The organism is Acinetobacter sp. Gutcm_16, from assembly GCF_028649355.1.
GTDB lineage: Bacteria > Pseudomonadota > Gammaproteobacteria > Pseudomonadales > Moraxellaceae > Acinetobacter > Acinetobacter johnsonii.
Genome location: NZ_JAQSUV010000036.1, coordinates 262282 through 288066, shown reverse-complemented (window position 1 = coordinate 288066; position 25785 = coordinate 262282). Strand labels below are relative to the sequence as shown.

Here is a 25785-nt window from a genome sequence, read left to right as displayed (position 1 = left end):
TAGTAAAAATGGATGTGTAATTTTTAGTCAATATTATTGGGCTTCAACGTGCTGAAAATGAGCACTTTGGTCGAAATCCTTAAAACTTTAGTCAGTTTGCCGTATATACAGGGCCTAAACAGGACAAAACCCAAGTCAGATGACTTGGGTTTTGTGAGCGAATGTAGTGAATTTATTCAGGATTTGAAATTTTTAAACCCGATAACCATGCCCGCAAAGAAGCAGGTTTTAAAGGCTTTTTCAACAGCACGATATTCATATCTTTGACCCGTTGTGGCAGTTCAGGATCTGAGTCTGCGGTAATCAAAGCGACCGGGACATTTTCTTGACGATTGGCCAAAATAAAGTCCAAACCAATTTTGTCATGATTTAAGTGCTGATCGACTAACCAGACCTGAATGTTTTCTTGTTGAATCATCTCAAAAGCTTGCTCAGGCTCGGTTGCCTTAAACACTTGATAGCCCCATTTGGTGAGTAAAGTCGACATCCCTTCTAAAATGGTTTCGTCATTGTCCAAGCACAAAATCTTATAGGCTTTGGTTTTGAGTGGTACCGCTTGTACAGGCGCTGCTACGACTTTTGGTGGGGCAATGATTGGTACTTCAATCATAAAGCATGACCCTTTGCCATACTCTGAATAGACATGCACTGGGTAGTCGAGCAGGCTGGTCATCCGCTGTACGATGGCCAAGCCCAAGCCAAGCCCTTGCTCACCCCATGGTGAGGTATGACCACAGCGCTCAAACTCTTGGAATAGTTTAATCCGTTGTTCTTCTGCAATCCCGGGTCCTGTATCCCACACTCCAATTCGAATATGGCGTGGTTTGTCCGTGGAGCGGAGTACACCCACCACCACTTTGCCTTTGGCGGTATAGCGTAGGGCATTACTGACAAAGTTTTGAATAATACGGCGAATCCATTGTGGGTCGGTATCTATCCAGAACTGAGCATCATGTACGCTGAAACGAATACCGCGCTGTGCTGCAATGGATTTAAACTGCAATTCGAGGTCACTGAGTAAATCATGCAGCGGATAAGCCTGACGGTTGGGTTGAATGGTGCCACCTTCAAGACGGGCAATATCCAGTAGGGCAGACAACATACTTTCTGCACCGTGTAAGGCACGATCAAGTTGTTGTAAGGTTTTACGGTCTTCTTCACTTTGTACGCTTTGTTCTAAAGCCGTACTGAACAGACGCGCGGCATGCATTGGTTGCAATAAGTCATGACTGGCCGCGGCAATAAAGCGGCTTTTCGACATATTGGCTTTGTCGGCTTGTTCACGTGCCAGTTGTTGCTCAGATAATGCATCTGCTAACTGTTGAGTTCGGTCTTGGACACGCGCCTCCAGCATGGCTTCATTTTCACGGAAGGCGGTAATGTCGGCGAAGGTGGTGACAAAGCCGCCGCCTTCAATTGGATTGCCACGCATTTGAATGACACGACCATCTTTACGAATGCGTTCAAACTCGTGCGCACTACCGACTTGCATCCAGTGCATCCGTTTCCGTACATGTTCTTCGACCGAACCCGGGCCACATTCGCCGCGCTCTGCGTTATACCGAATCAAATCCGAAATCGGACAACCGACATAGACAATGTCTTTTGGATAATCAAACAGTTTTAAATATTGGTTATTCCATGCCACCAAACACATATTTTCATCGACCACACTCACCCCTTGGGTCATGTGGTCAATCATGGTCATGATCAGGTTTTGATTAAAACGTTGCCACTGTGAGGCTTGGTCTAGAATGTTTGCCACTTGCCCCAAAGCGAGGCCATTGTTGACCATTGCGGTGGTGAGCAGGGTACGCGCCGATGCAGCACCAATAGTGCCTGCCAAATATTGTTCGGTAAAACGCCACCACATGCCGTTGGCATTGCTGTTTTCATTCAGCACTACATTGTTCTGGGCACAGAACTGTTGGAAAGCGCGCATAGTTGCGCCATCACCAGTAATCCGTTTGGCTAAGGTGATTAAATCACCAACTTTTAAACGTGCAACATCGTGATGAATGTAGTTGATGTCTGTAGACGTGCTCTGTGTCGGCAGTGGCTTAGTTTCATAATAGAAAAAGCTTTCTGCTTGAATTTGTTCGGCCACGCTGGGGCGGAAAACGCGGGAAATCCAAATGTATAAAATAATATTCAGACCGAGTGCCCATACCACCCCATGAGTGAGTGCGGCAAAGGATTCAAAACCGAGCAGGGCTTCAGGACGTAACCAGTTAATGCCCATGGGCCCGACATTAAGAAAACTTTCGGTAAAGTGTGAATATTCAGCAGGCAAACTGCGCAGCACAGTCGGTAACAACAGGGTGTAGGCCCACATGCCAAAACCAGCCAATAAACCTGCATAGACGCCTTGTTTACTGCCGCCACGCCAGTATAGACCACCAATGAGGGCAGGTGAGAACTGAGCCACCGCACTAAAGGCCAACAAGCCAAAGACTGAAAGTTGGTCAATGTCATTAAAAAAATGGAAGAACAAAAAGCCCAGTAGCATGACGGCTAAAATACAGACCCGGCGGGTAAATTTAAGCACCAAGGGTAAGCGTTTATCATGGCGGGACAGTAAATTGGTACGCCATAAGGCAGGCATGATCAAGTCATTACTGAGCATGATCGACAGGGCCACTGAAGACACCAACAGCATACCCGTAGAGGCAGAGAAGCCGCCTAAAAAGGCCAATAGGGTTAACCAGTCTTGGCCATAACTTAAAGGCAAAGACAAAACCGCGACATCGGGGATCGCTAAGTAACCTGGCGTTGCATGCAGTGCCCAACTGGCAATCGGGATAATAGCAATGATGGTTAAAACTAAATAAACTGCGAACCAGCGCCGTGCCCCACGAATATGTTTTTCATCACGTAATTCGACCACAGCGACGTGGAACTGACGCGGTAAGCAAATGATCGCGAGTCCAGCCAACAAGGTTTGAATCCAAAACGTATCGGGTACACCAATGAGTTGTACTTGATGGAAAGTCTCTGCGACATCCTTAGAAATTTGATGGATGTTTTCAGGTGCAGCAAACACGAAAAAGAGCGCGACACACAGCAAAGCAAACAGTTTGACAAAAGACTCGAAGGCTACCGCCAACATCAGACCGCCATGTTGTTCTGTATTGGCAATCTGTCTGGTCCCGAAAATCATGGCTAAAATCGCCAAAATACCGGTGAGGAATAGCACACCGTTGGTGGTTGAGGCGATACTGCCTGCGGTGGGCTCTAAAATCACCGCAGCACTAAGTGCAATAGCGCGTAACTGCAGGGCTAAGTAAGGAATAATCGCAATAACGGCGAGGATGGTCACCATCGAGGCCAAAGGCCCACTTTTACCATAACGTGCAGCAACAAAATCGGCAATTGATGAAATAGCATGGTGCTGACGGACGCGGCCTAAACGACGCCAAATGTCATAGCCCAGTGCGACGAAAAGTAGTGGGCCAAGGTAGATCGGCAGAAAGATAATGCCTTCACGAACCGCTGCACCTGTTGCGCCATAAAAGGTCCAAGATGAACAGTAGACCCCTAAAGTTAAACTAAACAATAGCATGCGCCCACGCGTGCTCAAGCGACTGGCGTGTTTCTCACCAAAAAAGGCGCAGATAAAGAGTAAGACGATATAGAGGGCCAATACCCCGATAATGAGCCAGCTGTTCATTTTACCTAAAGTTTTTCCTTCATCTCGGCCATCATAGCGCATCTGGGATAGAGGCTGCTGAGCTTGTTTAAAATTTACAGACCAAAGTCTAAATTACAACCAATACAGAAGCTTGCTACTTTAGCAAATGTAATAATTCGAATTAAAAAATTGTATCTACGGTTGGATACAGACAGGAGTATGGTTATGGATGAGAGACAAGTAGAACAGATTCTACAAAATCCCAAATTCAAGGAAATGGTTAGTCGTAAAAGTAAACTGAGCTGGACACTGACAACTATTATGTTGGTTGTATACGTTGGTTTCATGTTGTTGGTCGGCTACAACAAAGAATTTTTAATGACTTCAGTCAGTGGTGGGGTGACCACGATTGGAATGCCATTGGGTCTAAGCATTATTGTATTGTCTTTTGTTTTGTGTGGTGTGTATTCGTATATCTCGAATAACAAGCTCGACGCATTAAATGAAGAAGCAATGCGTGAAGTCGAAGCCATTGCGCAAGAGAAAGGACAGCACTAATGAAATGGAATTCATTGAAAGCGCTTACAGTCGCTGCTATCGCACTGTTGACTTCGAGCCTAGCACTTGCAGGCCCAGATTTGGGTGAGGCTCAACAACAAGCGACAAACTGGCATGCAATTATCATGTTCGGTATCTTTGTCGGATTTACTTTGCTCATCACCAAATGGGCAGCAAAACAAACCACCAACACTGCTGACTTCTACACAGCAGGTGGCGGGATTTCAGGTTTCCAAAATGGTTTAGCGATTGCGGGTGACTATATGTCCGCAGCGTCATTCTTGGGAATTTCCGCAATGGTTTTCAGTTCAGGCTTCGACGGCTTGCTGTATTCATTGGGTTTCATGGTTGGTTGGCCAATCGTATTGTTCTTGGTGGCTGAACGTCTACGTAACTTAGGTAAGTTCAACTTATCTGACGTAGTGTCATTCCGTTTAGCGGAAAAACCAGTGCGTACGCTTGCAGCAGTGAGTTCATTGGTTGTCGTTGCATTCTATCTGATCGCTCAGATGGTGGGTGCAGGTCAGCTGATCAAACTCTTATTTGGTTTGAACTACAACATTGCTGTAGTGATTGTCGGCCTTCTGATGATGGCTTACGTGATCTTCGGTGGGATGTTGGCAACGACTTGGGTACAGATTATTAAAGCTGTGATGCTTTTGTCTGGCGCGACATTCATGGCTTTCATGGTGATGAAAGGCGTGGGCTTCAGCTTCTCTGAAATGTTCACCCAGTCAATTCAAGTTTTCTCTAAAGTACATGACATTTCTTTAGCAGAAGCGGGCAATATCATGGGCCCAGGTAAACTTGCAGCGAACCCAATTGATGCCATTTCTTTAGGTTTGGCTTTAATGTTCGGTACAGCGGGTTTACCACACATCTTAATGCGTTTCTTTACCGTTAAAGATGCTAAAGAAGCACGTAAATCAGTGGTTGTTGCAACAGGTTTCATTGGTTACTTCTACCTTCTAACCTTCATCATTGGTTTTGGTGCGATCCTTTATGTATCGAACAACCCGCAGTTCCTTGATGTCGCGAAAATGGCAGTAACTGGCAAGCTAGAGCTTGTTGGTGGTAACAACATGGCAGCGGTTCACTTGTCTGATGCATTGGGCGGTGACTTGTTCATGGGCTTCATTTCAGCAGTAGCGTTCGCAACGATTCTTGCTGTTGTTGCAGGTCTGACCTTGTCAGGTGCTTCAGCAATCTCGCATGACTTGTACGCAAACGTATTCAAGAAAGGTCAAACGACTCCTGAATCTGAACTTCGTATGTCTAAAATCGCGACTTTAGGTCTTGCTATTTTTGCAATGATTTTAGGGATTCTGTTCGAGAAACAAAACGTTGCTTTCATGGTCGGATTAGCATTCTCTGTAGCAGCATGTGCGAACTTCCCAGTTCTTGTACTTTCAATGTTCTGGAAAGGTTTAACCACGCGTGGTGCGGTGATTGGTGGTGTAGTGGGTCTAGCGACTGCAGTAGTACTTATTGTCTTGTCTAAAGCCGTTTGGGTAGATACATTCGCAATCTCTGAAACGCCAGTAAATCCATTCAATGGTCCAGCGATCTTTGCAATGCCATTGGCGTTCTTCTGCTGCTGGTTGTTCTCTGTGACTGATAACTCAGCACGTGCACAAGCAGAACGTAAAGCATTTGATGCGCAGTATGTACGTTCACAAACAGGTATTGGTATCTCAGGCGCTTCAGATCACTAATCTGAACCTGAACTAAAAAAAGCCCCATTGATTGGGGCTTTTTTTATGGTGTTGAATACCTAATTTTGTTGGCATTGAATGCTGAAATGCAAGATCGTGATATACAGTCTGTACTCAAGTTGTAATCAAAATGAATTGAATCACGTGAATAAAAAGCATCGGTTTCAGTGGCTATTCGTGCTAAGTTTAAAAGCGAGAACAAGAACCAATCAAACTTGGCTTTAAAAACAACAGGCTGCATATGCAAGTATTTGTCGAATTTTGGAAAGGCTTCCGTTTACTGCCATCAGCATGGTTACTGCTGTTGCAATTTATTATGCTGATTTTGGCGCTGTTGAGCGGTCATAGTTTGTCCTTACGTGTATTGGTTTGGGGCTTAGGTGTTTTGGTCCTGTTACTCATTGCCAAGGTCATTCGCCAAACCCCCGTGTTCACCATTCTCGGCTTGAGCTTTGTTGGTGGGGCATTGTTCTTTTCGTTACTGATTTTGCTCGGTGCGCGAGATCCAATGCTTTTGGTGATTAGTCATGCCTTTGAAGCGATGGCCTATTTTATTGCGGCCTATGGCTTGCTGCGCTATATGTTTGCAGACCGTTATTTGACCAAAGATGAGCTATTTGCTGCAGGGGCAGTGTTTACCCTTATTGCATGGGGTTTTGCCTTTTTATATAGCATTTGCCAGATTTTAGAACCCAATAGCTTTTTAAATCCCAATGTGGCGGGCGCACAGTCATGGCTCGATTTACTTTTTTTAAGCTTTAGTTTGCAGTCGGCGACAGGTTTGTCCGATTTAATGCCATTAACACCGCTGGCTCGTATGATTGCAATGTTGCAGATGTTTTGTGGGGTGATGTATTTGGCTTTAGTCGTTTCACGCTTGATTGCCTTGCAGTATATTCAGCATCGGCCCAATGATCATAAAGAAAATTAAACTGTTACAGGATTCGCACTGCCTTATTTTCCAACATAAATTATGATGGAACAGAATCGTTAAATTTTAAGCTATTCATTCTTCACTCTTTATTAGACTCGTCTAATTAACCATTTTGGTTATATCTTTGTACTAAAAATAATTTTCTGGGGGAATTATGCCTTCCATAAAGCCATCGCTGTTTGCAAACATCAAACGGAATGTATTTCTCAGCACTGTCGTGATTCTAGTGCTTTTTCTGGCCTTGATTCTTTTTGACCCAAGTGGTTTTGAGGCTTTAACCAAACATTTAAATCAATGGATTATTGATTCATTTAGCTGGTTTTATGTTTTATCTGTCGCGTTATTTCTGATCTTGCTGATCTTTATTGCGCTCTCCGATATGGGGAAAATCAAACTCGGTCCTGATCATAGTCTGCCTGAATATAGCAGTGGTTCTTGGTTTGCTATGCTGTTTACCGCAGGGATGGGAATTGGTTTGATGTTCTTCGGTGTCGCTGAACCGGTGATGCACTATGTCAACCCACCCACGGGAGACGGGCAAACCGTAGATGCCGCACAACAAGCGATGCGAATCACCTTTTTCCACTGGGGATTACATGCATGGGCCATTTATGCGCTTGTGGGATTGTCACTGGCCTATTTCTCTTTCCGACATAATTTGCCTTTAAAAGTTCGCTCTGCTTTATATCCTTTGGTGGGCAAAAAAATCTATGGTGCAACGGGAGATGCGGTTGATACCTTTGCAACCTTAGGCACCATTTTCGGGGTTGCGACCACACTTGGTTTTGGGGTGACCCAAATTAATTCGGGACTGAATTATCTTTTTGGCATTCAGCAAAGTATTGGCATTCAGGTCGGGCTAATCATTTTTGTCATTTTTTTAGCTTCGCTCTCAGTCGGTTTTGGTTTGGACAAAGGCATTAAACGGCTTTCTGAATTGAACTTGGTGCTGGCAGTGGTTTTACTGTTATTTGTGTTTTTTGCCAGTTCTTCCATTTATATCTTACAAACCAGTATTCAAAATGCAGGGCAATATGTATCTAATCTGTTCACGATGACCTTCAACCTATATGCCTACCAACCCAATGGTTGGATTGGTGGTTGGACCATTATGTATTGGGCTTGGTGGATTTCGTGGTCGCCTTTTGTTGGAATGTTTATTGCCCGAGTGTCTAAAGGTCGAACCATTCGCGAGTTCATTGTCGGGGTGTTGTTCATTCCTACAGGTTTTACCCTGATTTGGATGGGCTTCATGGGGAATGCAGCGCTGTTCAGTATTATTCAAGATGGGCACACTTCGTTAATCTCAGCGGTACAACAAGATTCATCCGTCGCACTGTTTGAATTTTTGACCCATTTACCTTTCTCTCAAATATCGAGCCTGATTGCGACCGTTCTGGTGGTGCTATTCTTTGTGACTTCTGCCGACTCAGGCTCATTGGTGATTGATTACTTAACTGCTGAAACAGAAAATTCACCCTTATGGCAACGGCTATTTTGGACCATTTTGATTGCGTTACTGTCGATTATCTTACTGATGGCAGGCGGACTTTCAGCCTTACAATCGGCTACCATTATGAGTGCCTTACCCTTTACTCTGATTATGTTACTGGTCTGTTGGGGCTTACTGAAAGCACTGCGTTTGGATGTCACCAAAATGCGTGCACTACAAGATGCGCGAATCACGCCACGTGCGATTCAAAATCCACGCAGTTGGCAACAGCGTCTAGGTCTGATTATGCATTATCCACATACCCAATCTGAGGTTGAAGAATTCATTGGCCAGCAAGTACAACATGCATTTTCATCGGTACAAAAGGAATTTCAGCGCCGTCAGCTAGACGTGACTATTCAACCGATTGAGCATGGCTTGCAGTTACGCGTGGATCACCATAATGAAATTAACTTCATCTATCAGGTGGTTGCCCGTGAAACCCAGCCACCCAGTTTTATGGCAGATCGACTCGAAGAACAGCAGTTTTATCAAGCTGAAGTCTTCTTAAGAGAAGGTGGGCAGAATTATGATGTGATGGATTGGACTTTAGATGATCTATTACAAGATATTATTGACCAATATGAGCGTCATTTACATTTCTTAAATTTAGTCAGAGCCACAAACTAAAAAAAGGACGCTTTAAGCGTCCTTTTTTCTATTCAGTTTCTAAATTGAATTAGAAACGGAATTTAGCGTTTACGCCAACAGATTGTGTATCAAGGTTTGCATTTTCAGCATTAGCATTTACATAACTAGCACCTACAGCAATCGCTGGAGTGATGAAGTAGTTTACGTTCGCGCCCCAAGCTTTGTTTGGTAAGTCATCAAAGCTAGACTCTGCATAAGAAGCACCAACACTTAACGCAGGTGTTAAGTAAAGGTCAGTTTTTAATTGGTAAGCAGTGTCTTCACCATAAACAAGACCAGCTTCTAAGCCAAGCGCCATGTTTGTACCGTCGATGTTACCTACGTATTTAGTACGTGCAGTAATCGCATCTTGGTCGTCAGCAATAGTCGCTGCTTCGCCAAAAGTTTTAACTACACCATTGTTCATGATACCGAACGCATCAAGAGCAGTTTGGTCAGCAACGCTAGTATAACCTACAGCAACCAAGAAGTTAGGAGCTACTACAGCACCAAGTTCTAATGCATAACGGTCGCCATTATCATCACGAGTTACTGAATTTTTGCCATCAGTGTGAGTGTGGCTGTAAGACGCGCTTGCATAAGCAGGAACGAATTTAGTTGGTACATAAGCTTCAGCTTTAGCACCGTAAACATGAGATTCGATGTCAGAACGACCTTCATCTTCAGGAGCATCATACTGACCATATTGGTAAGCTAAAGATACATTTGATGCTTGGTTTAAGAAAGCAGCTTCAGCTAAAGGACCTTTAGATGAATCAACGTTTTTGAAATAGTAAGTACCTTGTACAGCACCAGTGAAGTTTTTGTCGTTTTCAGTTGTATCTACATACTCTGACTGACCTTGTACTTCGAATTGGTATGCTTGAGCACCGGTCATGGCTAATAATAAAGCAGTGGCTAAACCGAGTTTTTTCATGATATTTACCAGATTGTTAACATTGGATTAAACTAAGGCTATTCTATTGTAACAATTTATTAAGTCAATGAACTCTAATGGTATTACATTATTGAGTAATTACTTTAACTGTGCTAAAGGTTAAAAAGTGCTCAATTGAGCATATTCATGTCAACCAAAAAAAACTTACAGCAGAACAATAGGGTATATCTATTTAGAAAACAGAGAATGCGCGATATTGAATTGTACTGAACTTGATTTATGATTGATAAATTAGATTAAAATAATAAAAACAAACGGTAAAAAAGTTAAATGAAGTGCCTCAAACATAGCCGTTTTTGTGTCCTAAGTCTAAAAAATGCCTAAAATTAGCGCAGAAAACACGGTTTTTGATTGCATAATGTACATATCTTCTCTGGATTTGTGATGATTCTCACAATAATTATGCAATTATATTAATCCATAGTGCTTTGGTTGGCTTTACAATAGAGCAGATTTATTTCATAATAATTTTAGCGAATCATTTAACAATATTGTTGTTTTCTGAGAAGCTAATTCTCCTCAAACAGTTTTTGTTTATCTGCCCAACTTTCCCCAAGGTTGGGCTTTTTTTTATTTAAATTTTCGAGATCTTCTTTTTTCTGAATAAAAATATATTGGAATTTAATGCACCATGATAGTGCAATAATAAATCTGTATTTTTCATTAAAAACTTTTATTCGGGCAAAAAAAAACCAACTTCTAAAAGAAGTTGGTTTTTTCCGCCAAAACTTGTGGGAAAACTAGAATATCTGCTGAGGATATACTTTAATTCGCCCCAATACTGTGCATTATGCACCTAAATGTTGCATATGTAAATATAGGTACTTTAAAAAATGGGAAAACTAGAAAATATTGAATGAAATTCACACTAAACATGAATATTATTAAGGATTGATTTACTTAGTTTCCATAGGTGAGTGAAAGTTTAGCCGTGATCATTTGGGGCTGATGAAATCTTAAAATGATGCAAAACAAAGAATTAATCACTTAAATACACGATATACTGTTCATATAATGAACAGTTAATTTGGTTTTCTTTTATTTTGGAATGGGGGCGTGGTTGAAGTATGCGAGAAATACGCTCTGAGTATTTGAGTCAAAAGTTGTACATTGCAATGAGCATTATTATTTTGTCATTGTGCAGCTTATCCATTCCGTTGATGGTCAAAAGTTATCGCGATTACATCAAAACCAACCAAGCTTTAACTGAAATACAAGCCCTACAAGCTGTTGCAGACTTGGCCAATAAGATTTCACGAGAGCGTGCGCCAGCCAACAAGCTCATGTCGAGTAATCAGCAAGACTTTGCCAAACATGTGCTTGAATTAAAACTGTATCGACTCACGGTAGATGAGCAGATGCAAAAGACCTTAGAGGTTTTAAAGCATTCGAACCTCCCAAATTTAGATTTAAGTTTATTTGACCGTTTAGATGAAGCTTTAATGCAAGGCAGACAACAGGTAGATGCCTATGCAGCTCTACCACGTGAGCAACGTAATGCCGAGACCATGGATCAAGCCATCCTAAAAATGTTTAGTGCTTGGGATCGTAGTCATGATGTTTTAAAAGATGTGATCGCTGTATCTGAAGGCAAAGACACCGCTGTTTCAAACTTCTATGTCCAAATTTTATTATTAGCGGACTTACGCGATCAGGCTGGTCGTGCTGCATCCAATGTGATGGCGCATGTAGCTTTTAAACAACCGATTCCTGAAACCAATTTAGCGCGTTCTTTACAGACTCGGAAGCAAGTGATGTATTTGTGGGAACTCATTGATACCTTACAGCCCGAGCGTGATAAAACTGAAGAATTTAAAGTGCTGCATCAAGCGGTTTATAACGAGTTTTTAGCCAAAGGGCTATTGATTGTTGAACGCTTGATGAATGAAAGTATTTACCATCGACCATATTACTTAACTGGCACACAGTTAACTGAAGCAATCGTTGATAAATTTTCGACCGTGGTGGAATTGCAAAATTATTTACTCAAATATAGCGTTGAAAAAGCCATCATTGAAAAGCATAAAGCACAAAATATTTTGCTCACAACGGTGGGGATTTCACTTATTTCAATTTTTGCGGCACTGTTTACCATGATCTATGCACGCAAGAGAGTGTTTAGTCCACTTATTCAAGCGCGTGAAATTCTTTTTGATTTATCCCATTCCAGTCTTCGCCCCAACCCGATGGATACCAAAGACCAACCCGCCAATGTTTATTCTTTATTTGCAGCGATTCAGCAGTTAAAACAGACGCTTCAGCAGCGAGATGCGTTGGAGTTTCGACTCAAGAATATTGCGCATTTGGATTCATTAACCGGGGTTGCAAACCGTTATGCGTTGAATGAATACATTAAACTTTTGGAAAATCAGCCGACTCAGTTTTCGGAGACTTGTTTAATGGTGATCGACATTGATCATTTTAAACAGGTCAACGATGTATATGGACACCTGATGGGGGATCAGGTGATTCAGTTTGTGGCTGAAAAATTAAAAGAAAATATTCGGACATCTGACTTGTTGGTACGTTACGGTGGTGACGAATTTATTGTGCTGATTGAAAATGTTGGAATGGAGCGCGCTTTAAAAATTGCGGAAAAGATTCGTTCTGAGATTTATGAAGCGAAGCCACTTGATAATGTACGTTGCCCTGATTTGAAAGTTAGTATTAGTATTGGGGTCGCAATTGGTGCGACCAGTTGGATGGCACTGTTAGAAAAAGCCGATCGTGCTTTGTTTCAAGCCAAAGAGCAGGGGAAAAATAAGGTTGTGGCTTATTCAGTCGGTGAAGTGAATGAATCATATTATATTTGAAATAATTAGCCCTAAATGAATAAATTTAAATAACAGTACAAAAGAATAGATGAGGGGCAAATGAGAACAGACTGTATTTTTTGTCAGATGACACGAAATGAAATACCTTGCCATATTATTGATAGCAATAACGACTACATGGCTTTTTTAACAATTTTTCCGAATACGTTAGGTGCAGCTGTTGTAATCCCCAAAAAACATTACACAAGTTATGCTTTTGATTTGGATGATGATGATGTTCTCACCGGATTGATACTTTACACCAAGAAAATTGCGAAAAAGTTAGACGGATTCTTTGAAGACGTTGGGCGGACTGCAATGGTATTTGAAGGTTTTGGCGTCGATCATATACATGCAAAATTGTTCCCTATGCATGGAACCAAGCAAATGCATGAAAACTGGAAAGCTGTAAACTCTAATGTTGATAAATATTTTGAGCAGTACGAAGGCTATATTTCATCACATGATTTTCAGCGGGCAAATGATGAAGAGTTGGCTTTGCTTGCTGAGCAGATTCGAGCTTTTGAATAATAAGTTGAACGATTGGTATTAATGACTATCGTTTTAGAGCATCTTCGTACTGGATTGCTGGCATAATTGCTATTGTGTAGCGTTATCTCATTTTTACTGGGCAAAAGTGACAAAACCCACTTGTTTAACTAATGTTCAGTCCCTTGAGCATAGTCAAACAGGCGACATTCATGTCGCGCCTGTTATGTGGAAGGAGGAAATCCCCCCTCTTAAAGTGGGAGAATCCCAGAATCACTTCAACAACGGTTTCAAAAACTTCGCAGTATGCGAAACTTTAGATTTCACCACATGCTCAGGTGTACCTTCCGCAATAATCATCCCGCCACCTGCACCACCTTCAGGGCCCAAATCAATCACCCAGTCAGCAGTTTTGATCACATCCAAATTATGCTCAATCACCACAATGGTATTGCCCTTATTGCGTAGCTCATGAAGGATATCTAACAGTTTAGCAATGTCATGGAAATGTAGACCTGTAGTGGGTTCATCCAAGATATATAACGTTTTACCTGTATCACGTTTTGCCAATTCACGTGCCAATTTCACACGCTGCGCTTCACCACCTGATAGTGTCGTTGCAGACTGACCTAAACGGATATAGCCCAAACCCACTTGATTCAGTGTTTCTAAACGACGATGAATGACAGGAATCGCATCAAAGAAATGCATGGCATCTTCAACCGTCATATTCAGTACATCTGAAATATTTTTGCCCTTATAACCGACTTCTAAAGTTTCACGGTTATAACGTTCACCATGACAGTTATCACAAGGCACATACATATCAGGTAAGAAGTGCATTGCCACTTTGATCATGCCGTCACCTTCACAGGCTTCACAACGACCACCTTTCACGTTAAACGAGAAACGTCCCGCAGCATAACCACGTGCTTTGGCTTCTGGTGTTTGCGCAAATAATTCACGAATCGGAGTAAATAAACCTGTATACGTTGCAGGGTTAGAGCGAGGTGTACGACCAATTGGGCTTTGATCAATATCAACAACTTTATCAAGGAATTGCAGACCATCAATCGAGTCAAACTTCTCAGCCGTTAATGTCGTTGCGCCATTCAGCTGTGTTGCTGCTAAAGGCAATAAAGTACGGTTAATCAGCGTAGATTTACCTGAACCAGACACACCAGTCACACAGGTCATCACACCCAAAGGAATGGTTAAATCCACATTCTGTAGGTTATGACCCGCAGCACCCATCAATTTAATTTGTTCTTCAGGCTTTGGCGGTTCAGTACGTTTTTTCGGTACTTCAATTTTTAGTTTGCCTGATAAATATTGACCCGTGAGAGATTCACTATTCGCAAGGATTTCATCATAAGTCCCTTCAGCAATCACATGACCACCATGAATACCAGCACCAGGACCAATATCGATAATATGATCTGCTGCACGAATCGCATCTTCATCATGCTCAACGACTAAAACAGTATTCCCCAAATCACGTAAGCGGACTAAGGTTTCTAATAGACGATCATTATCACGTTGATGTAGACCAATCGACGGTTCATCGAGGACATACATCACACCCATCAAACCTGCGCCGATTTGCGAAGCCAAACGAATACGTTGCGCTTCACCACCAGACAAGGTTTCTGCTGAACGAGAAAGACTTAAATAATTCAAACCAACAGAGACTAGAAAGTGCAGGCGCTCACGAATTTCTTTAAAGATTTTATCGGCAATTTCGCCTTTTGCGCCATCAAGATTTAAGTCTTGATAATAACTTTCCGCATCACCGATCGACATTTTGGTAATTTGGGCAATGGTTTTGTCTTTCACTCGAACATGGCGTGAAATTTCATTCAGACGTGATCCACCGCAGGCATCACATGCTGCATTAGACAGATATTGTGCCAAATCATCACGAACATAGTTACTCTCAGTTTCACGATAGCGACGTTCTAAATGTGGCAAAATTCCTTCAAAAGGTTGTACACGATTATGTTTACGACCACGTTCATCGATATAACTTAAATCAACTTTTTCTTTGCCTGTACCGTATAAAAATTTCTTTTTGGTGTCGGCATCCAGTTCATTCCAAGGCGTATCCAAAGAAAAGCCAAAATGCTCAGCCACTTTTTCAATCATGCTGTAGTAGTACGGGCGTTGTCTGTCCCAACCACGAATCGCGCCTTGGCTAATGGAAACCTCAGGGCTTGGAATGAGTTTTTCGGCACTAAAATGGCTACGAGTCCCTAAACCATCACAGGTTGGGCAGGCACCAAAGGGATTGTTAAATGAAAATAAACGGGGCTCAAGTTCTGCAACAGCGCGGTCACATTCTGGACATGAGTGTTTAGCTGAAAAGACCCGATCTGGGTGTTCACCGTTCATCCACGAAAGAATCGCAATATCACCGCCCAAACGTAGAGCCGTTTCAAAAGACTCTGCAATGCGGTTGCCGAGGTCATCACGGACTTTAAAACGATCCACCACCACTTCAATGGTGTGTTTTTTCTTTTTATCGAGTTCTGGAATTGGGTCTAGATCAACAATATCACCATCGACGCGCGCCCTTACAAAACCTTGACTTTGTAGCTGTTCAAACAGGTTGGAATATTCACCTTTACGCTCACGCACCACAGGTGCAAGCAGCATCAGCGCTGTTCCTTCATCCAATCCTTTTACGGCATCGACCATTTCCGATACGGTCTGTGCCACCATCGGCAAATCATGCTCTGGGCAAAATGGCGTACCGACACGTGCGTAGAGTAGTCGTAAATAGTCATAAATTTCGGTGATGGTGCCCACCGTAGAACGTGGGTTATGGCTGGTTGACTTCTGTTCAATCGCAATGGCAGGGCTTAAACCTTCAATTGAGTCAACTTCAGGTTTTTCCATTTGTGACAAGAACTGGCGCGCATAGGCCGAAAGCGATTCGACATAACGACGCTGACCTTCGGCATAGAGTGTATCAAATGCAAGCGATGACTTACCTGAACCAGAAAGTCCCGTGATCACCACGAACTTATCGCGGGGAATATCAAGGTTCACATTTTTTAAGTTATGGGTACGTGCGCCTCGAATACGGATATGACTTTGGCTCATAAAACTATCTCGAAATTGTGCAGATGAAGGAGGTATATGATAACGACTTATGCTTTATTCAAGTGTTAAACATGATTTTATAGCGACAAATCATGTCGGCCAAAAGAAAATTGATGCTGCTAGACTGTAGCTAGATTTCAGTGTTGAAACAAGTCTCAAGCTATCGATATTGGCTGCGACTGAAGATAGAAAGGTGTTTACGTATTGCGTAAAAAAGAGTGAATCTCCCATTCGGCGTAGTGCAAAAGTTGCATCATGGTTGTGCTATTTTTGGTTTGCCATACGCCTTCAGGGATAGAGTGTTGTTGTGGTTGCAGCATTTAGCATGCTAGTGCATAAGGACGTTCAAAGATTGAATCGACCGTCTCAAAAGCAAAGGGACGGATAATGTCATGATGGAGACGGGCATAGAAATTGACTTCATGCTCAAGAGTTTGTAAGAAGGCGTCGTAGTCATCTTCAAAGTCTGGCAGGTCGAGTAAGTCTTGTTCTCGACTTAAAATGCAATGATATTTTTTAATAAACGCCAACATCAGTTTTTGAATGTGTGGATTGGTATAGTAAATGAGATAGGTCGCGGCAGAACCGCAGTGTAAACAGCCTTTTTCAAGGTAAATTTCTTCGTTATTTAGCCAGCAACATTGTACGGTAAAAAATGCACGAATGGCTTCAGTACCTAGAGTATCCGGATGCATGAGAACGGCCCTCGAAAGTTAATTATGCAAATGATAATTATTATCATTACTAGAGTTTAGTTTTAAATGCTTAAAATAGCAATCGCGCCTTCTGAAAAAATACGATATTCGGTCAATAAAAAGCCCTGAAGGTTTCAGGGCTTTTTGGATCATTTTCGCTTTTAAGCGTGGTCTAAACCGAGCCATTGCTGCTGTTTATAAGCGCTGTCCCAGAACAACCATTCCAGTTCAGCCCCTTTACGGTAGGCTTTATGCATTTTCTCAATAGTGTCTGCATCGCAACGCGCAGCCACTTTATCGATGGTTGCAATTACATTACGTACTGCTTGGTTGAATTCTTCACCTGCGTAAGTATCAATCCACGCTTGGTACGGGTTGTTGGCGATAGAGTTACCCACAATGTCTTTACCGACTTCAGCATAAATCCAAAAACAAGGTAAGAGTGCTGCTAACACCACAGGGTAGCTTTCAGACCATGCTGTTGCCGTTAGAAATGAAGTGTAATGGTGACATGCTAAAGTCAGCGGGGTTTCTTCAAACTGCTGCTTTGAAATATCAAAATTTTTCATAAAGCCATCATGCAAACTGCGTTCCACCACAATCGCTTCTTTAGCCCCTTGGCTAAACTGGATAATGTCATCGGCCTCATACGCTTTGGCACCACACACCGCTAAAGCACGACCATAAGCCACCAAGTAGTGCGCATCTTGAATCACATAATGACAAAATGCTTCTTTATTAAGTGTGCCTGAAGCCAATTCTTGGTTAAAAGGTAAAGCCAGTGTTTTTTGATATAAGTCGACATTACGTTGCCAAACGTCTTGAGAAAAAGCCATGATTAGATCCTGAGGGAAGCCAAAATATGGGCAAGACTATAACAACAGTTTGCTCGGAACAACAATCCATCTCCGTACATCGGTGAGATAAGTAAAAATTAACGAAGATGTTTTGGTTTCAGGCGTAAAAAGCGTCATAATTGCGGCCATAAAACTCAACCTGTTTTTTAGTTTTCGTTCATCTCCAAATTTTTTATAGGTCGATCTGTCATGATGAAACATTTTGGTTTCTCTATCATTTTTACGATCGTGTGTCTTGCGTTGTCTGCGTACTGGGGTTTTACCCATGGACCAGAAGCGGGCTTAAAGACCATGTTTACTGCTTTGACCATTACTGCAATTTTAGCGGTGATGGAGGTCTCGTTATCTTTTGATAATGCCGTTGTCAATGCATCTGTGTTACGTGGTTGGGATCATTTCTGGAAAACGTTGTTCCTGACTGTGGGTATTTTAGTCGCTGTATTTGGTATGCGTTTAATCTTCCCTGTCGCAATTGTGGCGGTAACTGCTGATATGGGCTTTGTTGAAGTCGTACAACTGGCTTTGAATGATCCAAAAACCTACTCGCAACGTCTGATGGATCACCACCCTGAAATTGCTGCGTTTGGTGGTGCATTCTTGTTACTCGTGTTCTTAAACTTCTTTTTAGATGAAGAGAAAGATACACACTGGTTCCGCTGGTTAGAACGCCGTTTGACTAACTTAGCCAATGTTCCTGCAATGTCGGTCTTCCTTGCACTGATTGCACTTTTGGTAATGGCGGCCAATGTCGATGAAGCCAAACGTCTGGTGGTGACCATGGCGGGAATCTGGGGCATCGTGGTTTATATTGGCGTACAAGTTTTGAGTCATTTGTTGGGTGGTGAACCTGAAGTTGATGAAGATGGCAATGCGGTTACACATGATGCCAATGGCGCAACCACAGGTGTGGTCAAAGCAGGTATTGGTGGTTTCTTATACCTAGAAGTACTTGATGCATCGTTCAGTTTTGATGGTGTAATTGGTGCGTTTGCTATTACTTCCGATGTCGTAATTATTATGCTGGGTCTCGCGATTGGTGCGATTTTCGTGCGTTCGATGACTATTTACTTGGTCGAAAAAGGCACCTTGGATGCCTATGTCTTCCTTGAGCATGGCGCACACTACGCGATTGGTGCTTTAGCATTTATTATGCTGGCAAGTGGTACAGGTCTACATGTACCAGAAGTCGTCACAGGTTTAATTGGTGTGGCCTTTATTGTTTGGGCTGTTATTGCTTCTATTCAATACAAAAAACATCAAGCCGCTTAAAGCAGATTGCTTTAAACCGAAGAAAAGCGCAGCTCAGACTGCGCTTTTTGTTTTTCAGATCAGGAAGGCTTTTATTAAACATAAAATTCATGCCGCTAGTCGGATTGAATAGCCTATAATCTTGATCCAAGATTAATTCAATACAGTCTGTCCTCGTTTATGATGAATGCTTTAGAACGTCGTTCAACTTTTGCCTTAAGCAGTATTTTTGCCTTACGCATGTTGGGTTTGTTCATGATCATCCCTGTATTTTCTGTGGCAGGGCAGACCTATGAATATGCAACGCCTGCGTTGCTCGGTTTGGCTGTGGGGATTTATGGCTTAACACAGGCCATTTTACAGATTCCTTTCAGCTTAATTGCCGACCGTTATAGCCGTAAGCCTTTGGTGGTTTTTGGGCTGCTTCTGTTTGCTTTGGGTGGTGCAATTGCAGCGATGTCAGACACCATTTATGGGGTGATTATTGGTCGTGCCATTGCGGGTGGGGGAGCAGTGTCTGCCGTGGTGATGGCACTACTGGCGGATGTGACCCGTGAAGAAAACCGTATGAAAGCCATGGCAACCATGGGCATGAGTATCGGGGTTTCTTTTGCTGTGGCTTTTAGTTTGGGGCCGTGGCTTACCGGTTTAGTAGGAATTTCAGGATTATTTTGGGTGACCACCATCATGGGTTTGGCGGCCATTTCGATGTTATTTTTGGTGCCAAAAGTCACCCGCCATCATCGTAATTATCAACAAGGTTATTTGGCCCAGCTCAAACAAGTCTTAAAAATGGGTGATCTGAACCGTCTGCATGTGTCGGTGTTTAGCTTACATTTATTGCTGACAGCAATGTTTATTTATGTTCCCTCACAGCTCATCGATTTTGCAAAAATTCCACTAAATTCGCATGGCTGGGTGTATTTACCACTGTTGGTGATTAGCCTATTTTTTGCCTTTCCAAGTATTGTGTTGGCTGAAAAATATCGCAAGATGCGAGGCATCTTTTTAACGGCTATTGGCGGCATTATTTTAGGCTTAGGCATCCTAATTTTTGGCTTTGAGTCGAAGTATATTTTGCTGACAGGTTTGGGCTTATTCTTTATTGCTTTTAATGTCATGGAAGCGCTGTTGCCGTCATGGTTATCGAAAGCTGCGCCGATTCAGTCTAAAGCCACCGCGATGGGCGTTAATGCCAGTAGCCAGTTTTTAGGCGCATTCTTTGGTGGTGTCACAGGTGGTCAGTTGTTGCTGTTAAACAATACAGCCTTGGGTTGGAGCATCCTGACTGGACTAGCGATTGTTTGGTTATTGATTAGTTTTGGCTTGGCACAACCGCGCTATTTGTCTTCGATGGTATTGCGTTTACCTGAACATAAACAAACGGACGAATGGACTTCACAGCTTTTAGCGATTCGTGGTATTGAAGAGGTCGTGGTGATGTCTGATCAGCAAGTAGCGTATGTAAAAGTCGATAAGCAGCAAATAGATGATGCTACGCGACAAGATTTAACGCAGTTGTTGGGGAAAGAGGTAGCCATTTAAGCATAACTCTTATAAAGTAAATAATAGAAATAGATAGGAAGTAAACATCAGATGCGCGGTGTAAATAAAGTTATTTTAGTGGGCACATTAGGCCGAGATCCAGAGACGAAAACTTTTCCAAACGGTGGTTCGTTGACCCAGTTTTCAATTGCAACGAGCGACTCTTGGACAGACAAAAGCACAGGTGAGCGTAAAGAGCAAACCGAATGGCACCGTATTGTGTTACACAACCGTCTAGGTGAAATTGCGCAACAATACCTACGTAAAGGTTCGAAAGTTTATATTGAAGGTTCACTGCGTACTCGTCAGTGGACAGATCAAAATGGTCAAGAACGCTACACCACAGAAATTCGTGGTGAGCAAATGCAGATGCTCGACAACAACCGTCAGCAAGGTGAGCAAATGCAAGGCGGAAATGATGGTTATGCACAACCACGTTTCAACAATAACCAAGGTGGTGGTTATAACAATAACAACAACCAAGGCGGTTATGCCGGCAATCCTGCAGCGGGCAATAGCAACAACCAACAAAGTGGTTATGCGAACAATAACCCAAGCGGTTTTGCACCAAAGGCGGCTCCTCAGTCAGCGCCTGCGGCAGCACCAGCAGATATGGATGATGATCTTCCATTCTGATTTGTATAATATCTAAATATTGTATGAAGTAAAAAAGAACTTGATTTATATCAAGTTCTTTTTTTTATGGTAGGCAAATTTGGTATTTAAAAAAGAGCTTTATGGCATCAAAATGTTCAGCTAATACGAGTGACAGAGCATACTATTCCTCTATAAAAAAGGGACCTCCGATGAGATCCCTTTTTAAAAAGACTAAATGCTAATAAATCATGATAAAGATTGCTGAGGATGAACCATATTTTTGATCGATAGCACATCAGCCAAAATTTGATCGGACAATAGGTTTTCAGCTTTAATTAAAGCCAATACACTTTGACCAGTTTCATTGGCTTGTTTTGCAATACGAGTCGTTGTTTCATAGCCCAAATAGGGGTTGAGTGCAGTAATAATGCCGATTGAATTATTGACATTGGCCTGACAGTGTTCAGCATTGGCACGGATGTTTTCAATACATTTATGTTGGAACATTTGCATAGCTTTACCCAACAAATCGATCGATTCGAACAGTTTAAAAGCAATTAACGGCTCCATCGCATTGAGCTGCAGTTGACCTGCTTCGGCCGCCAAAGTAATAGCCAAATCATTTGCAATGACTTGAAAACACACTAAATTCATGGCTTCTGGAATAACAGGATTCACTTTGCCTGGCATAATTGAGCTGCCCGGTTGACGCGGTTCTAAATGGATTTCATTCAGACCAGTACGAGGGCCACTAGAAAGCAAACGCAGGTCATTGGCAATTTTTGAGAGTTTAGTCGCGGTACGTTTTAAGAAGCTCGATAATAAAACGAAATCGCCCATATCTGAGGTTGCTTCGATTAAATCAGGTGAACTGCTGATCTGCTTTTGCGTAATTTCAGACAATGCTGCGATGGCATATTCACGATATTTAACTTCGGTATTGATGCCTGTTCCAATTGCTGTTCCACCCAAATTTACAACACTTAAAGCAGACGGCATGATGTCATTGAGCTTGTTTAAATCATTTTGTAAGGTATTTGCAAATGCGCCAAATTCTTGACCTAAGGTCATTGGAACGGCATCTTGCAATTGGGTACGACCCATTTTTAAGATATGCGAAAACTCATCGGACTTGTTCTTAAAACTTTGAATTAAATTTTGAAACGGGCTGTTCAATTGCTCAATTGCAAAAATTAAACCCACTTTAATGGCAGTTGGATAGACATCATTGGTTGACTGAGACATATTAATATCATTATTTGGATGTAAATATTGATATTCGCCTTTTAAATGATCTAAATGTTCTAAGCCAATATTAGCCAGAACTTCATTGATATTCATATTGGTGGATGTTCCTGCACCACCTTGAATCATATCAATTGGAAATTGGTCATGATACTTATAATTAAGAACTTGTTCACATGCATACTGAATAGCATTGTATTTATTTTCTTCAAGTTTATTGAGTTTAAAATTGGCTTCTGCACATGCAGCTTTAACCATTGCAAGGGCATTAATAAAAACAGGGAATTGATTGAGTTTATTTGGACTTAAATTAAAGTTCTCTAAAGCTCTTAAAGTTTGTACACCATAATAGCAATGAGCAGGAATTTCTTTATGTCCTAATAAATCCTTTTCAACGCGTGTGTTAATCTTAATGTTCATTTAAATAGACTCTAATCTCGAATAAATCGATATTAAAGTGCGCACGGGTTTTTTTCTAATGTAAAAATATATTACTACATGCATTTTTTGCATAATAGATTATAATTGATCAAAGGATGAGTGAAGAATGAGTTATGACTTTAGAAATTCGATGGATTGAAGATTTACTTGCATTAGAGCAAGAAAAATCGATATCTCAAGCAGCAGCTCTACGACATGTCACACAGTCTGCCTTTACGCGCAGAATTCAGAATATTGAAAACTCATTGGGTTTCCAAATTTTGAAAAGATATAGTAAAAACATTGATTTCACAGAAGCAGGTCAAGTTTTACTGGCTTCGGCAAAAAACATACAAAATCAACTCACTACAACAATAAAATATTTAGAAAAGAATGTGAAACATGATGAGTTAACCGTCAAGTTTGCAGTGTCACACTCGCTCATTACCCAGTTTTTCCCCCGCTTTATTCATGAGTTATCGATGGATATGACGGACTTAAAATTGGAAATTATTGCCTCAAATTTCAAACAGGGGATGCGCTTATTAAAAGATGGTTCGTGTGATTTTTTAATCAGCTATTGCGATCAAAAAACATTGGAACAATTCGATCGTTCTTTGTTCGAATTTCATAAAATTGTTGAAATGGAAATACTCCCGGTGACGGCCTTAGATCATGACGGGACGGCCAAATATTCACTCGATCAGTCTTTTCCTTTGTTGTCTTATAGTAAACAAGCATATTTAAGAAACTGTGTGGATGAAGCGATTGAAAATAAATTGGATTATAGAACTTTATATGAGACTGATAATGCAGGTGATTTAAAAGAGTTGGTATTACAAGGTTTAGGTGTGGCATGGCTGCCTAAATTATTGGTTGAAAGAGAAATCCAAGAAAATAAATTAAAAGTACTGGACGGTAAGCAGTACTATTTATTTCAAGATGTCTATCTGGTTAAACGAGAAATGTCATTTTCAAATCGAATTAATTATATTTGGAATATTTTAATTCAGAAAAATAAATAATTGGATTTTATGAGTTATTTTAGTTAATCGTTGTTAATAATAAATATGGTGATTTTATGAATAGTAAATAAAGGACTTTACTTACTATTTAAAAATCACCTTTTATTTTCTCTATAAATAGTTCTAACTATTATCGGCCAATTGGTTTACGGGAGGAATGTTGTTCACCATGATACCTTCTTGCTCCGTAAGCTCATCTTTATTGCCCTCAGTACGTGCAATCACGGCAGTTGCAATACTATTTCCAATCACATTGGTTGCCGTACGGCCCATATCTAAAAACTGATCAATCGCTAAAATTAATAGAATACCGGCTTCAGGAAGTTTGAACATGGCCAGAGTGGAGGCAATCACCACAATGGATGCTCGTGAAACACCTGCAATCCCTTTACTCGTAATCATGAGGGTAAAGAGTATGAGTGCTTGCTGGGAAAAACTTAAATCAATGTTGTAGGCTTGTGCAATAAATAACACGGCAAATGCCATATACATCATCGAGCCGTCGAGGTTGAAAGAATAACCTAAAGGGAGCACGAAACTGGTAATGCGTTTAGGTACACCGAATTTCTCCAAAGCTTCCATAGTTTTTGGATAAGCCGATTCACTACTTGCGGTCGCAAAGGCCAACATGGTGGGTTCACGTACGATTCGCATCAATCTAAAAATATCTTTTTTCAAGAAGATATAGCCGAAAGCAATCAGGAGAGTCCAAAGCGCCAGTAGTCCCACATAGAACTGTCCAATGAAAATACTATAATCAATAATCAGCTTAGGGCCTTGGATGGTAATCGCGGAAGCAATCGCTGCAAAAACGGCAATAGGTGCAAACGCCATGACATAATCTGTAATTCGGAACATCACCTTACAGAGTTCATCAATTATTTTGCCAATGACGGTCGCTTCATTTTGATGTTGAACATAGGCCAGTGCGGAACCAAAGAAAATTGAGAAAACCAAAATTTGTAATATCTCATTATTGGCCATGGCTTCAGCAAAACTACGCGGGAAAATATGCGTAATGAACGTTTCTAAGCTCAGACTTGTCGCACTGACACCGATATCAACCGCTGTTTGAGGGACGGTGAGATTCATCCCAGCGCCAGGTTGGAATAAATTGGCTAAGCCCATGCCCAGTAAAAGTGAAATAAATGATGCACCAATGAACCAACTCATGGCCTTTAAGGTAATTGATCCCAGCGATGAGGATTTTCCCATCGAGAGCAGACCAGAAACGATTGTTGCAAACACTAGGGGGGCAATAATCATTTTAATTAATCTTAAGAATACATCGGTCACTATTTTAAAATAGGCGGCAAGTTCTGTGGTTTGTGCGGTCGTTAACGTGCTATGAAAAGCCCAACCAATCAGTATTCCAGAGATCATGGCAATCAGAATATATTTCAGTAATTTCTTCTGCTTCATACTTATCGTTCCTTCTTTTAATCTTCTTTTCATCAACTTTTAGCCTGATGTAGCAAGGCATTGATGACATTCCATGTTGATAAATTTATATAGGCATTGCTTTAGATATTGAGTGCTAAATCGTCGATTGGGGATTTAGCTGTGGCAAGTGTTACTTTTTTTTAAAAAAAACGACAATGCAATTTTTAATTCAGTTATGCAAAAAATGCATGAGATGATTCTTTAGTTTTACTTGATATAGGTGAGCTGTTCTTGGACTTAAGACTGAATGTTTGTTTTTTTAATTCTGATTGATGAGAGGACAGATACCAAATTTGCTGACCCTGTGAGGAAGAGCGAAGATCTGAAAGCGAAGCCAAAGTTAATGAATACAAGAACTCAAAACCAAGCTTGCACTCATCATTTT

General features: G+C 41.5%; 18 protein-coding genes. 10 read left to right on the top strand and 8 right to left on the bottom strand.

Features of this window, described 5'->3' with window-relative positions; translation table 11 throughout:
- Window positions 1–172: 172 nt before the first annotated feature.
- A complete protein-coding gene (locus PTT44_RS14935; protein WP_168158792.1) occupies window positions 173–3670 on the bottom strand; it encodes a hybrid sensor histidine kinase/response regulator in 3498 nt (1165 codons plus the stop codon).
- A gap of 186 nt (window positions 3671–3856) precedes the next feature.
- Between PTT44_RS14935 and PTT44_RS14930 the strand changes: the two genes are divergently transcribed.
- The 4 genes from PTT44_RS14930 to PTT44_RS14915 all read left to right on the top strand — a co-directional run bounded on the left by PTT44_RS14930 (window position 3857) and on the right by PTT44_RS14915 (window position 8960).
- Entirely contained in the window at window positions 3857–4189 is a 333-nt protein-coding gene (locus PTT44_RS14930) for a DUF485 domain-containing protein (RefSeq protein WP_004691685.1), read from the top strand.
- The gene (locus PTT44_RS14925) at window positions 4189–5904 is read left to right on the top strand and encodes a cation acetate symporter (protein ID WP_168158711.1); all 1716 of its coding nucleotides are present in this window, start codon (window positions 4189–4191) and stop codon (window positions 5902–5904) included. Before PTT44_RS14930 ends, PTT44_RS14925 begins: the two co-directional genes overlap by 1 nt.
- 241 nt (window positions 5905–6145) lie before the next feature.
- Window positions 6146–6835: an ion channel gene (locus PTT44_RS14920; RefSeq protein WP_004691682.1), complete on the top strand. Its 690-nt coding sequence runs from the start codon at window positions 6146–6148 to the stop codon at window positions 6833–6835.
- 157 nt (window positions 6836–6992) lie between these two features.
- On the top strand, window positions 6993–8960 hold the full coding sequence (locus PTT44_RS14915; protein ID WP_168158710.1) for a BCCT family transporter: 1968 nt from the start codon (window positions 6993–6995) through the stop codon (window positions 8958–8960).
- Window positions 8961–9009: 49 nt separating this feature from the next.
- Here the strand turns inward: PTT44_RS14915 and omp33-36 are convergent, their stop codons facing one another.
- Window positions 9010–9897: a porin Omp33-36 gene (omp33-36, locus tag PTT44_RS14910; RefSeq protein WP_168158709.1), complete on the bottom strand. Its 888-nt coding sequence runs from the start codon at window positions 9895–9897 to the stop codon at window positions 9010–9012.
- Window positions 9898–10985: 1088 nt separating this feature from the next.
- Here omp33-36 and PTT44_RS14905 point away from each other — a divergent pair.
- Together PTT44_RS14905 and PTT44_RS14900 are read left to right on the top strand one after the other, a co-directional pair.
- Window positions 10986–12731: a GGDEF domain-containing protein gene (locus PTT44_RS14905; protein ID WP_168158708.1), complete on the top strand. Its 1746-nt coding sequence runs from the start codon at window positions 10986–10988 to the stop codon at window positions 12729–12731.
- Between the two features lie 60 nt (window positions 12732–12791).
- The gene (locus PTT44_RS14900; RefSeq protein WP_168158707.1) at window positions 12792–13262 is read left to right on the top strand and encodes an HIT family protein; all 471 of its coding nucleotides are present in this window, start codon (window positions 12792–12794) and stop codon (window positions 13260–13262) included.
- Window positions 13263–13493: 231 nt separating this feature from the next.
- On the opposite strand, the gene uvrA is transcribed toward PTT44_RS14900, so the two are convergent.
- From uvrA to tenA, 4 genes are all read right to left on the bottom strand, one after another.
- Entirely contained in the window at window positions 13494–16325 is a 2832-nt protein-coding gene (gene uvrA / locus PTT44_RS14895; protein ID WP_168158706.1) for an excinuclease ABC subunit UvrA, read from the bottom strand.
- 197 nt (window positions 16326–16522) lie between these two features.
- Entirely contained in the window at window positions 16523–16645 is a 123-nt protein-coding gene (locus PTT44_RS14890) for a hypothetical protein (RefSeq protein WP_273795693.1), read from the bottom strand.
- Window positions 16646–17020, bottom strand: a complete 375-nt coding sequence (locus PTT44_RS14885) for a hypothetical protein (RefSeq protein ID WP_148825345.1) — start codon at window positions 17018–17020, stop codon at window positions 16646–16648.
- A 161-nt stretch (window positions 17021–17181) separates the two neighbouring features.
- Window positions 17182–17856 (bottom strand): thiaminase II, encoded by a 675-nt coding sequence (gene tenA, locus PTT44_RS14880; protein ID WP_004691671.1) that lies wholly within the window; start codon window positions 17854–17856, stop codon window positions 17182–17184.
- A gap of 210 nt (window positions 17857–18066) precedes the next feature.
- Between tenA and PTT44_RS14875 the strand changes: the two genes are divergently transcribed.
- From PTT44_RS14875 to ssb, 3 genes are all read left to right on the top strand, one after another.
- Entirely contained in the window at window positions 18067–19146 is a 1080-nt protein-coding gene (locus PTT44_RS14875; RefSeq protein ID WP_058870674.1) for a DUF475 domain-containing protein, read from the top strand.
- Window positions 19147–19305: 159 nt separating this feature from the next.
- Complete coding sequence (locus PTT44_RS14870; RefSeq protein WP_004978200.1) at window positions 19306–20670, top strand: MFS transporter; 1365 nt, start codon at window positions 19306–19308, stop codon at window positions 20668–20670.
- Window positions 20671–20721: 51 nt separating this feature from the next.
- Window positions 20722–21306 (top strand): single-stranded DNA-binding protein, encoded by a 585-nt coding sequence (gene ssb / locus PTT44_RS14865; RefSeq protein ID WP_058870676.1) that lies wholly within the window; start codon window positions 20722–20724, stop codon window positions 21304–21306.
- Between the two features lie 207 nt (window positions 21307–21513).
- Here the strand turns inward: ssb and PTT44_RS14860 are convergent, their stop codons facing one another.
- Window positions 21514–22932: an aspartate ammonia-lyase gene (locus PTT44_RS14860; RefSeq protein WP_168158705.1), complete on the bottom strand. Its 1419-nt coding sequence runs from the start codon at window positions 22930–22932 to the stop codon at window positions 21514–21516.
- Between the two features lie 134 nt (window positions 22933–23066).
- On the opposite strand from PTT44_RS14860, the gene PTT44_RS14855 reads away from it, so the two are divergent.
- A complete protein-coding gene (locus PTT44_RS14855) occupies window positions 23067–23957 on the top strand; it encodes a LysR substrate-binding domain-containing protein (protein ID WP_004691641.1) in 891 nt (296 codons plus the stop codon).
- A 123-nt stretch (window positions 23958–24080) separates the two neighbouring features.
- On the opposite strand, the gene PTT44_RS14850 is transcribed toward PTT44_RS14855, so the two are convergent.
- Window positions 24081–25379 (bottom strand): dicarboxylate/amino acid:cation symporter, encoded by a 1299-nt coding sequence (locus tag PTT44_RS14850; RefSeq protein ID WP_168158704.1) that lies wholly within the window; start codon window positions 25377–25379, stop codon window positions 24081–24083.
- Between the last annotated feature and the right edge of the window lie 406 nt (window positions 25380–25785).